Source organism: Stenotrophomonas sp. I18B00994, from assembly GCF_014145825.1.
Classification (GTDB): Bacteria; Pseudomonadota; Gammaproteobacteria; order Xanthomonadales; family Xanthomonadaceae; genus Stenotrophomonas; species Stenotrophomonas maltophilia.
The window spans coordinates 50453-62703 of sequence record NZ_JACIUW010000002.1 but is presented as its reverse complement, the minus strand read 5'-3'; the positions used below and the strand labels follow the sequence as shown (position 1 = coordinate 62703).

Below are 12251 nucleotides of genomic sequence, written 5' to 3'. Positions count from 1 at the left end.
ACGCAAGCATGAAGTTGACCCTGCCCACCTGGCTGACGTTGTTGCGGATCGTGATGATCCCGGTGCTGGTGCTGGTGTTCTACCTGCCCTACACCTGGACCAACTTCGCTTCGGCGGCGATCTTCGGCCTGGCCGCGATCACCGACTGGCTCGACGGCTGGATTGCTCGCCGTTACCAGCTGGAGTCGGCCTTCGGCGCCTTCCTCGACCCGGTCGCGGACAAGCTGATGGTGGCAGTGGCACTGTTCCTGATCGTGCAGGGCCATCCGACGCCGTGGATGGCGTTCTGGGCGGCGGTCATCGTCGGCCGTGAGATCGCAGTGTCGGCGCTGCGCGAGTGGATGGCCGAGCTGGGCCAGCGTGCGAAGGTGCGCGTGGCGATGATCGGCAAGATCAAGACCACCGCGCAGATGGTCGCGCTGCTGTGCCTGCTGTACTCGGTGGCCCCGAACGTGCCGGTGGAAGACATCTGGATGGGCTGGCCGGTGTTCCACATCGGTGACTGGACTTTGGCGATTGCTGCGGTACTGACCCTGTGGTCGGGCCTGCAGTACCTGCACGCTGCCTGGCCCAGCCTGCGCGATGACGAGCGCGCGGCGCGCGAGCGTGCGCGGCAGAAGAAGCTGGGCAACTGAGCCCGGGGTCGGATCCCTTTCCGCAGGAAAGGGCTCTGACCCCACGGTTGCTGCCATCCACGCATGGCGTGGATCTATTGGAAATGCCGCATCCACGGAGGGGGCGGATCCATCAGTTTGCGGAGACGCTGCAGTAGATCCACGCCATGCGTGGATACGCGGTGCCAGGTGCCTCGGCAGACCCTGAAAAAAGCGCTTGACGCCATCCTTGGAATAGGTAAAATTTCGCCTCCCAAGCGGGAATAGCTCAGTTGGTAGAGCGCAACCTTGCCAAGGTTGAGGTCGCGAGTTCGAGTCTCGTTTCCCGCTCCAGATTCAAGAAAAACGCTCCCGTAAGGGGGCGTTTTTCGTTTGCGTGTTCCACGCTTCATCCTCACTTCACCGCCACTCCTTCGCCTCACCACGCGGCAGTTCGAAGCTGCATCTCCGACGCTCCACGGCGATGCCGCAATGCCTCACACTTCCCCCGCCTACGACCACGACGTGGTCATCGTCGGCGCCAGTTTCGCCGGTGCCGCCTGCGCATTGGCTGCCGCCCAGTACGGTCTGCGCGTCTGCGTGCTTGAACGCAAGGCCGACCCCGGCGAGCGCCTGCACACCACCGGCATCGTGGTGAAAGAAGCGATGGAGCAGACCTGGTTGGGGCGCATGCCCGAGCATCTGGTGCAGCGCGTCGCCAACGTGCGCCTGTATGCGCCGAACCTGCGCAACGTGTTGCTGGCCGCGCCGGGCTATTACTTCCTCACCACCGATACGCCGAACCTGATGCGCTGGCTGGCCAGCGAGCTGCGCGCGAATAGTGTCGACCTGCGCCTGCAACGGTCTTTCACCGATGCCCATCGCAGTGGTGACGGCTGGCAGGTGGATGGGGCAGGGCGATGCGCCTATCTGGTTGGTGCTGATGGCGCACGCTCACGCGTGGCACATCGCACCGGACTTGGCCAGGTGCGTGACAACCTCTACGGCATCGAGCGTGAGTTCGCCGGCCTGCAGGTGTCGCAGGGCGACGCACTGCACTGCTTCGTCAGCAAGCGCTACGCGCCGGGCTACATCGGCTGGGTCGCACAGAATCCGACCGGGCTGCAGGTGGGATTGGCGCTGCGTCATGACCCGCAACAGGTGCGGCCGCCGGATATCGATGGCTTCCTCGAGCACGTGCGCGATGTGGTCGGCATTCCGCCTTCGGCGCGTCCCTCGGCCACCCGCGCCGGCTTGGTCCCGTGCGGCCGGCCGGATGGGCCGTTCACCGGCCAACGCGTGATCCTGACCGGCGACGCGGCAGGCATCGTCTCGCCGCTGTCCGCCGGGGGCATCCACTCCTCGTGGCGGCACGGCTGGGCGGTCGGCGAGGCGATTGCCCACCATCTGCGTGGGCAAGGGCCGGAAGCGGAACGGGTGGCGCGGCGGGTGGCGCCGGCATTCCATGGCAAGCGCCTGCTGCGCTGGGCGATGGACCATCTGCAGGCCGACTGGCCGCTCAATGCACTGCTGCACACGGCGGCCACGCGGCGCATCGCCGAGCAGGTCTACTTCCACCGCCGTGGCGTGCGCACGTGAGGAGAGCAGGTGGGGGCGTCTGAACGCCGTCCCTCACTCACGTGAAAATTCCTGTTGACGCCGTGCAGCAATATCGACACAATAGCGCTCCTTCGACGCAGGTCGAAAGAAATCTGCGGGAATAGCTCAGTTGGTAGAGCGCAACCTTGCCAAGGTTGAGGTCGCGAGTTCGAGTCTCGTTTCCCGCTCCAGATTCAAGAAAAACGCTCCCGCAAGGGGGCGTTTTTCGTTTGTCATGACGTTGGCGGCACGGGGCGCTACATTCGCGCCATGGCATCGTCATGGCGGGCGTGATATCGACGGCCTGGCGGGACGATTCCAGCGTCAGTGTCGCAATCGGAATGGCGGGGCGTATCGGTCGTGGGGATGACCGCAGGCGCGGGGCTCGGGGAAGTTGGCAACAAGACGCAATGGCCCGGATGTCGCACCAGCGTTCCGTGCGTCGCATGCAGTGAAAGGCTGGCGAAAGGCCAACGCCATCGTTGCCTGAACCGCACGCGTGCTGTGACCTTTTTCGGACCAATTCTCCATGTTCGCTCCACAATCGCACGGTAGCCTTCATGCTCCTTCTACACGTTGGCGGGCTGGTGGTCAGGCGTATCACTTCAGTGGCAGTGCCCAGGACCGGGCGCGGACTCTCCCTGCAGGCAGTGCTGCGCCCCGGTGCGTTGTTGGCAACCCTGGCCCTGGCCGGCTGCATGTCGGTGCCCGTCCCGGACCTGCCTGATCGCACACCCAGCGCCTGGACCCAGGTACCGCAGGGCCAGGGCGTGGCGGTGGACGCCAGGCAGTGGTGGAAGGTGCTGGCCGACCCGGCGCTGGATGGCCTGGTCGATCAGGCGGTCGCCGGCAATCTCGACCTGCAGCAGGCCACCTTGCGCCTGCAGGCCGTTCGGATCGTCGCTGGCACGTCCGACTCGCGTTTCCTGCCGGAAATCTCCGCCAGCGCCAAGCAGGTGCAGGACGCCGCCGCTGTCGATACCTACTTCCATGCCGGCATTGAAGCGATCTGGGACCTGGGCCTGTTCGGCGCCGCCGAGAGTGCGCAGCTGAGCGCGCAGGCTTCGGCTGGCAATGCCGAGGCGCTGCGCAATGCCGCGCAGGTAGCGGTGATTGCCGACGTGGTGCGCAGCTATCTGGACCTGACCGTGGCGCAGGCCCAGCAGGATCTGCTGATGCGCCAGCAGGCCGTGGACGACCGCGGCGAACAACTGGCGCGGGTCCGCCAGCGACTTCGCCTGGATGAGCCGGGCGAACTGGATCGCCTGCGTGCACGCCAGGCCGCCACCCGCGCCGCCACGGCACAGGCTCGGGAAAACGCCGACAACGCGGCCCGCGCGCTGGCATTGCTGCTGGGCCGTGACGGCCCGGACCCGGCCTGGCGCGCCTACCGCACGCCGCCGACGCTGGGCACGTTCTCGCTGCAGCAGGTACCCGCCGATCTGCTGCGCCACCGTCCGCAGATCCTGCTGGCCGAATCGGAGGTGATGCAGGCCGCCGCCAGCAAGGGCGCGGCGCGCGCTGCGATGTATCCGCGGATCAGCCTGGGTGGTTCGATCCTGTACGCCTACAACCTCACCCAGAACGCCCGCTCCAACTCCGATTCCAGTCCCTCGATCGGCCCGTACGTCGATATTCCGCTGTGGGACTGGGGCCAACGCCGTGCGCGTTTCCATGCCGATGAGAAGCAGCTGGACGCCGCGCTGCTCGGGTATCGCAAGGCCGTGCTGGAAGGCGTGAGCGAAGTGGAAGGCGCGCTGGGCAGCCTTGCACGCCAGGACAGCAGCATCCAGTCCCTGCGTGCGGCCAATGATGCCGCCAACCAGCAGGTCAAGCGCCAGGCGAGGCAGGTGCAGCTGGGCCTGTCCAGCGAGTTCGATGGGCTGGATACGCAGCGTGCCGCATTGGCCTCGCAGGCCGACCTGATCGGTGCGCAGGGCGCGCGCGTGCTGGCGTTTGCGTCGCTGTACCGCGCCCTTGGTGGCGCACCGCTGCCGGTCGAGGCTGAGGGCGAACCGCAATGATCGCGCTGGCCCGCAAGACCCTGGCCTATGAGTGGCGCCGGTTCCTGCCGGTGGTGCTGGCGATGTGTTTCGCCGGCGTGCTGTTGATCGTGCAGGCCGCACTGGTGCTGGGCATCTTCGGCACCGCCGCGATCTATGTGAAGGCATCCTCGGCCGATATCTGGGCCGGTTTCCCCGGCACCCAGAGCGTCAACTACGGCCACGCGATCAGCGCCGATGTGGAAAGCCACCTGCGCATGGATCCGGATGTCACCCGCGTCGAACCTTACGAGTGGGTGGATGGCGAATGGCGCTCCAGCGCGCAGGGCACCGGCAACGTGTCGGTGTATCTGTCCGGCATCTCCACCCAGGACGACGCGATGATGTTCGCGCGCATCCTGCCCATCGACCTGCGCGCGCAGTTGCGCGAACCGGGTGCGGTGATCGTCGACAGCGCTGACCTGGATACGCTGGGCGTGGACCTGCAGAACAACCGTGCCTGGATCAATGGCAAGGCCGTGCGCGTGGTTGCCGCGCAGCCGGGCCTGCGTGGCCTTGGTGGTGTCAACGTACTGGCTTCGCTGGATACCGCGCGCGCCATCGCCGGTACCGACCCACATGAGGGCAGTACCTACTTCGTGGCGGGCCTGCGCTCGCCGGACCTGGCCGACCGCGTGCGCGATCGCCTGGCCGCGTCAATGGGCCAGGCTACGCCGGTCGAGTTCTGGACCGCGCCGGAGTTCGCCAGCCGCTCGCAGCAGTACTGGTTGTTCGACACCGGTGCCGGCATCGCGGTGTTGTTCATGGCCGTCATCGTCTGCTTCGTCGGCGCGGTGATCACCAACCAGTCGTTCGCGTCGGTGGTGGCTGGCTCGGTTCGCGAGTACGCCACGCTCAATGCACTCGGTGCAGGCCGCTATGCGCTGGCACGGGTGGTGTTCGAGCAGGCGTTGCTGATCGGTGGCGTGGGCATGTTGCTGGCGGCGGCCTTCAGCACCGTGGTGCTGTTGATCGCGCAGACCCAGCGCGTTCCGGTGCAGCTGACACCGATGGTGATCCTCGGCTGCGTCGCGCTGGTTGCGGTGATGGCCATGCTCTCCAGCATCATGGCGGTGCGCAGTGTCGTCCGCTCCGATCCATCGTTGCTGCTGCGTTGAGGACCGGCCGATGACTTCCACACGCGCCGTCGCCCCGACCCTGCGGGCCGATGCACTTGAAAAGGGCTTCATGTCCGGCGACGTGCAGGTGCCGGTGCTGCGCGGCCTGTCGCTGGACATCTATCCTGGCGAGCTGACCCTGGTATCGGGCCCGTCGGGTTGCGGGAAGAGCACGCTGTTGTCGCTGCTGTCCGGCCTGTCCGCGCCCGATGGTGGCCGCGTGCACGCACTTGGCCAGGATGTGGGGCACATGACCCGAAGCGAGGTGGAGCGCTTCCGCCTGCACCATGTCGGTTTCGTGTTCCAGGGCTTCAATCTGTTCCCGGCACTGACTGCGCTGGAGCAGGTGCAGCTGCCGCTGGGCTACCGCGGCATGCGCAATCGCGAAAGCGAACCGCTGGCGCGCAAGGCGCTGGAAGAAGTGGGCCTCAGCCACCGCAGCCACATGCGCCCGGCGCAGCTGTCCGGCGGCGAGAAGCAGCGTGTGGCCGTTGCCCGCGCCTTCGCCAAGTCGCCGACGCTGATCTTCGCCGACGAACCCACCAGCGCGCTGGACGCCGAGAGCGGTCAGCGCGTGATCGACATCCTGCATCGCTACGCACGTGCGCATGGCGCCACCGTGCTGTGCGTGAGCCACGATCCGCGCCTGATCCGGCATGCCGATCGGGTGATCGCCATGGAAGACGGCATGGTCCGTGATGACCGCCGCCAGAACGAAACTGTAGAGTCCGCCCCATGACCAAGACGTCGCACCTGCTTCCCCTCAGCCTGGCCCTGTCCGCGGCACTGCTGCTCGGCGCCTGTTCCAGGGACGCGCCTGCGCCTGCACAGTCGCCTTCGGGCAAGGCCGGTGCAACCGCCGTCGGCAAGGTCGCGGTGGCGCGCGGCATCATCGACGTCGAGGGTGGCCTGATCGCGCTGGCACCGCCGGTGGACGGCTCGATCACTGCCGCGCCGGTGAAGGAGGGCGCCACGGTGAAGAAGGGGCAGCTGCTGCTGTCGCTGGACGGTGCGCTGCTGCAGCAGGAGGTGGCGATGGCCACCGCCGATCTCGCCCTGGCCAATGACCGCCTGAAGGGCAGTCAGGCGCAGCTGCGCGAACTGGAGCGCAACGCTACTCGCCTGTCTACGGGGGCCAGCGAAGGCGTGTCGTCCAACCAGCAGGCCGATGCGGCCAAGCAGCAGCTGGCGGGTGTGCGCGCCGATGTCGACGTGGCCAGTGCGCAGGTCGACCTGGCCCAGCACAAGCTGGAACACGCCAGGCTGAAACTGCAGCAGATGTCGCTGAGCGCGCCGGAAGCCGGCACCGTGGTCGGCCAGGTGCCTGGCCTCGGAGTTTTCGTGCAGGCGGGCAAGCCGGCGATCTCGCTGCTGCCGGCGCGCCCGCTGCAGGTACGTGCCGAACTCAGCGCCGCCTATGCCGATGCCGTGCAGGTGGGCATGAAGGCTACCGTGGTGCCGGACAGCGATGGTGCCGAGAACACCGGCACGCTGCCGTCTGCACGCGTGGTGCGCATCAGCCCTGTGTTCGCGCAGGCACGCCTGCCTGAAGATGCGGGGCGTGGCGTGGCCAAGGTGGTGGAGTGTGTGCTGGAGTTCGATGGCGAGGCCAAGGCGCGCTTCGGCCAGCATGTGCGGGTGGAGTTCCGGAAGTAAGCCTAGTGCTGCGGCGGGGGCGCATCCGCGCGCCCTCGACGCCTGAGCGTCTGCCATGCGCTCACCGCCGACACCATGCACAGCGCCAGCAGCAGTCCCACGTCCAGCAGCAACAACCACAGCAGATGCATGCCGTGTACCGGCGGCTGGTGCATGGCTGACAGCATCCACGGCACCGACCATGCCAGCAGCAGGGCGAAGGCGATCAGCAGGCGCAGCCACAGGCGTTTCAGTCTCCACGGCCGCACGATCAAGGCGGCCACCACCAGTTCGACGGTGCCCAGCAACGCGAACACGATGACGGTGCTGGTCGGGTAGGGCAGTTCGGCGCCCTCCATGTGATGCAGCAGCCAGTAGTCTGGTGTGAAGCCGGCATTGACCAGTGCGGCGATCAGCGCCAGCCAGGTCAACGCAACCAGCAACCAGAACAGGCGGACGTAGCGTCTAGGCATCGGCGGTGTCCGTGGTGGCAGGCAGGCGCTTGCGTGATGCATACCACGCGGAAATGGCGATCGCGGCCAGTGCCAGCAGGCCGGGCCCGAGGGTGAAGTACAGCTGGCGCAGCGGATGGTTGTGCATCAGTGTCCAACTCGCGAACGCCAGGGGAATCGCCAGCACCAGCAGCTTGGCAAACAGTGGCCGCAGCACCGCGATCAGCGGCTGGGCGCCAATGAACATCCAGAACAGATAGAACTGGGCGATGCCCAGGCCGATGTCACGATGTGAAGCAAAGCCGAAATGGTCGGGATACCAGTTCATTCCCATCGGCATCAGCGCCCAGTACAGCAGGGCCACCAGCAGATGCAGCAGCAGGGCGATCAACAGAGGCGTGCCGCGAAGGAGCATGGGCGAACGGGGCCGGGCGGGGCAGCGTACCCCACTGCGGACGTCCGTGACCGCATGATGTGAAGACTGTTGACGGCGTGAAGGAATTTGGACACAATAGCGCTCCTTCGACGCAGGTCGAACGGAATCTGCGGGAATAGCTCAGTTGGTAGAGCGCAACCTTGCCAAGGTTGAGGTCGCGAGTTCGAGTCTCGTTTCCCGCTCCAGATTCTACAGGGCCCCGGCAGGGGCCTTGTTTTTCTCCCGCCACGGCAAGGCGGGGCACGTTGGGCCACAAGGCTTTGCGCGCAGTCAGAAAGGTGAAATCGCTGGTGTGTTTTCCGGATTTCCGGTAGCATGTCGGCTTACGCGGGAATAGCTCAGTTGGTAGAGCGCAACCTTGCCAAGGTTGAGGTCGCGAGTTCGAGTCTCGTTTCCCGCTCCATGTTCCGACAGGCCCCATCATGGGGTTTTGTCTTGTCAGGGCCCAGTTCCTGGCGCGCAGTACGTTGGCCTCATGGCAGAGTGGCTATGCACCGGATTGCAAATCCGTTTACAGCGGTTCGATTCCGCTTGAGGCCTCCAATTGAAAAGCCCTGACTCCGGTCAGGGCTTTTTGCTTGCCTGGCGTTCGATGCCTTTGTGCAGAATCTCCTGATTCGGCCATGAAATCATCTGTTTGCCACCCGTTGTCGGCAGGTCCTATGAAGCCGAGGAACGAGTATGTACGTCGTCTGGACGTGCTGCTTGATCGCGGCGTGGTGCCGGAGGAGCTAGCCAACACCGAGGCGGCAGCGAAGAATCTGCGACGCGAACACGCCTCTCGATGCCATCAGCGGCTTGGCCGGGGCAAGTGTCGCGGTGGTGTGCAGTCCGACCCGGCGCAGCCGGTGTTGCGGGTTCGGGCCAGCTATCCAGTCAGCCCGTAGCTTTGGCGGGAATCACCTCCTGATCACGTTGTGCAGGAGTACATCGTCCTTGCCGAGAGCCTCCAGATACGTAGCGAACCGCTGCACGATGCGGTGGTGGTCACTGGTGAGCTGCCGGGAAAGGGCGTCACCTGCAAAGTACGCAAGGACGGTGAGGCAGGTCAGCTTTTCGCACAGCAGGTCAGCAGCCCACTGATTCATGTTGCTGCCGTCGGCGCCGAGCGCGGGCGGAACATCCTTGGTGAACGAAGTGAGCAAGCCGCCGTCGACCTCACTATGCCGCTGTTCCCCAAGCCGATTAAGCCAGGTGAGGTCGGCCCAGTCATGCCATTGGACCTGATGGAAGTGGTTGGCGCTGCGGGGAGATGGCATGGGCAGTGCGAGTCGCTGCGCGTTGATGTTGTGATCGATCAACAGGCAGTTGTGATCGAGCACGCCGCAGCCCTCGAAAGGCACTACAACGATGCGAACTGACCTTCGGGATCAATTCGGCGAACTGGTCAGCAGCAATCCTCGATTGCTGGCGACCGTCACCGCGCACAACAGTGATGGCAGCAGCACGCTGACGACGTATGACGGGGTACAGGTGCGGGCTTTCGGCCAGCGGCAGCAAACCATTCCTTACAACGTCTGGGTTCGAGGTGGTCGCCTGATTGAAGCGGCTCCCAACCTTCCAGTGATGGAGGTCACCATCTAAATACTCCTTACAGGAGAAGCGTATGTGCTATTACGCCCGGATCATCGCTGCCTACTGGAATCTGGTCAGGATGACCGGCGCGCGTGGCATTTGTGAGAAAAGCCCTGCTCGTTGAGTGAGCTGGGCTTTGCATCGGTAAATCAAATTTGCTGGACTGGGCCGACATCTATCCTGCCACTGCAGTTGCCGACACATCCACCGCCAAAGTTGGTGCCACCGACGCCAACTCCGCCACCCCCATTCTCGGTGCCGCCTCCGCCAGTCTCCACGCCGCCGCCTTCGTAGATTGGCTCGGGCATAACACCCTCGCGAGGGGTCCGGCCTTCGCCCACCCAATTGGATTCAAAATTCTCGTGATAGACGGTGCAGTGGGTGGGATTGCATATCTGGTACGTTGTTCCAGTCGCCCACGCAAAGAATGGCACATAGTCGATTGGTGCCCGCGAGTCTTTAATGACCTCTAGGGTTCTTGCGTCGGGTACCGGTGATTCGACGTGACAATCGGTGCAGAAGTAGGGGCCGCGTTCGAAAGCGAACGTGCTTGCTGCGAGTGCGATCGCAGCGACGACTATCAGAAGTAGAATGGCCTTGCGGCGGGGGATGCGGAAGAACTTCTTATCTGCAGCATGAGTCATAGAGTTGATTTCCCTTTCGAAGTGCCAAGTTCAGCTGTTCTGCACTTAGCGATTTGTCCAAGGTACTAACTTGTCGAGCTGGCACTATCGACGGATCTGCGAGACGAACTGCTTCAAAGTAAGCTCTGCTTGTAACTCGGTCCTCGTCGACAAGTACACCAGCGTGATAGGCATTCCCAAGCTGTAGGAGTGCGTCCGCACTGCCTTGGTTTGCCATTTCTTGCAGATAGCCGACAGCTGTCTGCTTGTATTCCTTCGTGCGGTCTGGATTGCGAAGCAGCTCCGCTGGTCCTCCAAGGGCGGATTGTGAGTCCGCGGCATAAAGGAGTCGTGCTCCAATGTTCCCCTGCTCTGCTGCAAGCGAGAGCCATCTACTGGAACTCAGTTCATCTTCAGCGGATAGTTCAATGCACGCGGTCGCGACATTCTCGGAAGCGTGAAGTGCGACGCCTCGAGACGCGCGTCGATTGATGTCCTTACACTCATTGAGCTTCTGAAATATTCCGTAGGACGCTGTCGCATCACCAGCTAATGCCAACGGTGAAAGTCTTGAAATGACTTCGTGCACTGTCCCTGGTGGGATTGGTCCATAGTCTTCCACTGCGTACGCGCGTCCGGACAGTTGCCGCACACGAACTAATCTGTTGGCCGCAGACCCTGGTGTGGATCTTGAAGAGACAGGTCGCGAGGCGGAGATCGCGGGCCCTCGAGTGGCGTGCTCCAAAGCGCTGGATGGCTCTGACGATGAGGCGGCTTTGTTTGGCTGTGTACTCGGTGCGGTTGTTCCGTACCAAACTGCCGCTCCTGCCAGCATGGCTAGTACAGCGAGGCTCAGGGCTTTGATCCGTCGACTCATAGCGCTCCTTTGTTGCTGATGAACGTAGTGCGTGTACAGGGGGAGGACATAGATGGCGCTCGATCTGGGGTGTCTCCGAGTGCCAAGTGCTTTACAGACCTCTATTTGTAAACGGCGACGGGCGGAACCACCCCCGGCCAAGGTGCAACTGAAGTTCATTTTTTGTTCACAATAGTGGCTGGCGGGAGCTTTGCGGCATCGGCGACTGGCTCAATTACAGGCCGGGGACTTGGGCGCGCCTTGTCGAATCGTTGACACGATGGCCGGTCGTATCCGTCCGGCCATGCGACCTTCCCTTCCCACGGTTACCAGGGCTTCTGCACTGCGCCCATTCCCTCTGGTTGGGTCCAGACCGGTGAGCGCTGGGCGCTCTGGTAGAACGGTCAGGAGACGGCCGGCGTCACTCCCCTTGGGGTGCGCCTGTGGATGGAAGGCCAGAAGATGGGGCAGGTGAAGGGGGCGCGCGGCCAACGTCCGGCAGGCGAAGCGCTATGCGGAACGCTGGTGCGCGGCCCGGCTGTATCCCGAGCTGCCTCTGCGTGAGGCCGTCGCCCGGCTGACCGACAGCACGCCGATCCAGTTGCCCCCGCCACTGCCCGGTCTGCCGCCGACCCGCGAACAGCAGCAACAGGCCCGACGCCTGGCCGAGGCCAGAGCGAAGGAGGTTGAGCGGATCAAGGCAGCACTCGATCGGTTGGGGCGGTTGGGCGGGTGTCGCCTCCGCTCAGGCTATTGATGAGTAAGGATTTGATTGGGATTACAAATCCGTTTACAGCGGTTCGATTCCGCTTGAGGCCTCCAATTGAAAAGCCCTGACTCCGGGCAGGGCTTTTCGTTTTTCTGCGGTCTGGAATGTGCTGTACGAGCGCTATGATCGGGTCTGGGCCTTAGCGGACTTCATGCGGATGACTCCCCGACACATCGTGGAAACCTGGATCGAGCGCTTCAACGCAGGCGATGCTGCTGGCTTGGCGGAGCTGTATCACCCCGACGCGATCAATCACCAGGTCACCCAGGACCCGATCAAGGGCCGCGATGCGATCCGTGCCACCTTCGAGCGTGAATTCGGCACTGCTGAAATGGTCTGCATTCCCGAAGTCATCCATGAGGCCGGCAATGTCGCTGCGCTGGAATGGCGCGACCCTCTTGGCCTGCGAGGATGCGGTTTCTTCACGGTTGACGAAGGATTGATCACGTTCCAGCGCGGCTACTGGGACAAACTCTCGTTCCTGAAGATGCACGGTCTTCCGATCGAGTGAGCCGCAAGGCCGGGCGTCATCTGTGCCGCCTTCATCGTGTTC

Annotated in this window: 12 protein-coding genes, 5 tRNA genes and 1 pseudogene; 14 read left to right on the top strand and 4 right to left on the bottom strand. The window is 63.9% G+C overall.

Annotated elements, in window-relative coordinates; all coding sequences use genetic code 11:
- Positions 1-8 precede the first annotated feature (8 nt).
- From pgsA to H4O10_RS02220, 8 genes are all read left to right on the top strand, one after another.
- The gene (gene pgsA / locus H4O10_RS02255) at positions 9-635 is read left to right on the top strand and encodes a CDP-diacylglycerol--glycerol-3-phosphate 3-phosphatidyltransferase (RefSeq protein ID WP_005412825.1); all 627 of its coding nucleotides are present in this window, start codon (positions 9-11) and stop codon (positions 633-635) included.
- Positions 636-871: 236 nt separating this feature from the next.
- A tRNA-Gly gene (locus tag H4O10_RS02250) sits at positions 872-947 on the top strand.
- A 138-nt stretch (positions 948-1085) separates the two neighbouring features.
- Positions 1086-2192, top strand: coding sequence for an NAD(P)/FAD-dependent oxidoreductase (locus H4O10_RS02245; protein WP_012479688.1), 1107 nt, complete (start codon positions 1086-1088; stop codon positions 2190-2192).
- Positions 2193-2307: 115 nt separating this feature from the next.
- Positions 2308-2383 (top strand) — tRNA-Gly (locus H4O10_RS02240).
- 369 nt (positions 2384-2752) lie between these two features.
- Positions 2753-4216: an efflux transporter outer membrane subunit gene (locus H4O10_RS02235; RefSeq protein WP_012479689.1), complete on the top strand. Its 1464-nt coding sequence runs from the start codon at positions 2753-2755 to the stop codon at positions 4214-4216.
- A complete protein-coding gene (locus tag H4O10_RS02230; protein ID WP_012479690.1) occupies positions 4213-5352 on the top strand; it encodes an FtsX-like permease family protein in 1140 nt (379 codons plus the stop codon). Before H4O10_RS02235 ends, H4O10_RS02230 begins: the two co-directional genes overlap by 4 nt.
- Positions 5353-5362: 10 nt before the next feature.
- Positions 5363-6091 (top strand): ABC transporter ATP-binding protein, encoded by a 729-nt coding sequence (locus H4O10_RS02225; protein WP_099596202.1) that lies wholly within the window; start codon positions 5363-5365, stop codon positions 6089-6091.
- Positions 6088-7008: a biotin/lipoyl-binding protein gene (locus tag H4O10_RS02220; protein WP_049397616.1), complete on the top strand. Its 921-nt coding sequence runs from the start codon at positions 6088-6090 to the stop codon at positions 7006-7008. The genes H4O10_RS02225 and H4O10_RS02220 overlap by 4 nt, the downstream gene beginning before the upstream one ends.
- 2 nt (positions 7009-7010) lie before the next feature.
- On the opposite strand, the gene H4O10_RS02215 is transcribed toward H4O10_RS02220, so the two are convergent.
- Positions 7011-7460: a hypothetical protein gene (locus H4O10_RS02215; RefSeq protein ID WP_049397617.1), complete on the bottom strand. Its 450-nt coding sequence runs from the start codon at positions 7458-7460 to the stop codon at positions 7011-7013.
- Positions 7453-7854 carry a hypothetical protein gene (locus tag H4O10_RS02210; protein ID WP_049397618.1) on the bottom strand — a complete coding sequence of 134 codons (402 nt, stop codon included), beginning with the start codon at positions 7852-7854 and terminating at the stop codon, positions 7453-7455. Before H4O10_RS02210 ends, H4O10_RS02215 begins: the two co-directional genes overlap by 8 nt.
- 130 nt (positions 7855-7984) lie before the next feature.
- Here H4O10_RS02210 and H4O10_RS02205 point away from each other — a divergent pair.
- From H4O10_RS02205 to H4O10_RS02195, 3 genes are all read left to right on the top strand, one after another.
- Positions 7985-8060, top strand: a tRNA-Gly gene (locus H4O10_RS02205).
- A 142-nt stretch (positions 8061-8202) separates the two neighbouring features.
- A tRNA-Gly gene (locus tag H4O10_RS02200) sits at positions 8203-8278 on the top strand.
- Positions 8279-8344: 66 nt separating this feature from the next.
- A tRNA-Cys gene (locus tag H4O10_RS02195) sits at positions 8345-8418 on the top strand.
- 356 nt (positions 8419-8774) lie between these two features.
- Here H4O10_RS02195 and H4O10_RS02190 read toward each other — a convergent pair.
- Entirely contained in the window at positions 8775-9197 is a 423-nt protein-coding gene (locus H4O10_RS02190) for a hypothetical protein (protein ID WP_154344331.1), read from the bottom strand.
- A 28-nt stretch (positions 9198-9225) separates the two neighbouring features.
- Between H4O10_RS02190 and H4O10_RS02185 the strand changes: the two genes are divergently transcribed.
- Positions 9226-9459, top strand: coding sequence for a hypothetical protein (locus H4O10_RS02185; protein ID WP_049396383.1), 234 nt, complete (start codon positions 9226-9228; stop codon positions 9457-9459).
- Positions 9460-9599: 140 nt separating this feature from the next.
- Here the strand turns inward: H4O10_RS02185 and H4O10_RS02180 are convergent, their stop codons facing one another.
- Complete coding sequence (locus tag H4O10_RS02180; RefSeq protein ID WP_143566029.1) at positions 9600-10094, bottom strand: hypothetical protein; 495 nt, start codon at positions 10092-10094, stop codon at positions 9600-9602.
- A gap of 1186 nt (positions 10095-11280) precedes the next feature.
- On the opposite strand from H4O10_RS02180, the pseudogene H4O10_RS22230 reads away from it, so the two are divergent.
- Together H4O10_RS22230 and H4O10_RS02175 are read left to right on the top strand one after the other, a co-directional pair.
- Positions 11281-11641: pseudogene (locus H4O10_RS22230) on the top strand (hypothetical protein); the annotation flags it as partial.
- Positions 11642-11804: 163 nt separating this feature from the next.
- Positions 11805-12209 (top strand): nuclear transport factor 2 family protein, encoded by a 405-nt coding sequence (locus H4O10_RS02175; RefSeq protein ID WP_229302632.1) that lies wholly within the window; start codon positions 11805-11807, stop codon positions 12207-12209.
- Positions 12210-12251: the final 42 nt, after the last annotated feature.

Bases quoted from the DNA above. Each gene is read 5' to 3' on its own strand.
- H4O10_RS02180 (WP_143566029.1), bottom strand. From the start codon at position 10,094: ATGACTCATGCTGCAGATAAGAAGTTCTTCCGCATCCCCCGCCGCAAG.
- H4O10_RS02215 (WP_049397617.1), bottom strand. From the start codon at position 7,460: ATGCCTAGACGCTACGTCCGCCTGTTCTGGTTGCTGGTTGCGTTGACC.
- H4O10_RS02230 (WP_012479690.1), top strand. From the start codon at position 4,213: ATGATCGCGCTGGCCCGCAAGACCCTGGCCTATGAGTGGCGCCGGTTC.
- H4O10_RS02185 (WP_049396383.1), top strand. From the start codon at position 9,226: ATGCGAACTGACCTTCGGGATCAATTCGGCGAACTGGTCAGCAGCAAT.
- H4O10_RS02235 (WP_012479689.1), top strand. From the start codon at position 2,753: ATGCTCCTTCTACACGTTGGCGGGCTGGTGGTCAGGCGTATCACTTCA.
- H4O10_RS02220 (WP_049397616.1), top strand. From the start codon at position 6,088: ATGACCAAGACGTCGCACCTGCTTCCCCTCAGCCTGGCCCTGTCCGCG.
- H4O10_RS02210 (WP_049397618.1), bottom strand. From the start codon at position 7,854: ATGCTCCTTCGCGGCACGCCTCTGTTGATCGCCCTGCTGCTGCATCTG.
- H4O10_RS02245 (WP_012479688.1), top strand. From the start codon at position 1,086: ATGCCTCACACTTCCCCCGCCTACGACCACGACGTGGTCATCGTCGGC.
- pgsA (WP_005412825.1), top strand. From the start codon at position 9: ATGAAGTTGACCCTGCCCACCTGGCTGACGTTGTTGCGGATCGTGATG.
- H4O10_RS02225 (WP_099596202.1), top strand. From the start codon at position 5,363: ATGACTTCCACACGCGCCGTCGCCCCGACCCTGCGGGCCGATGCACTT.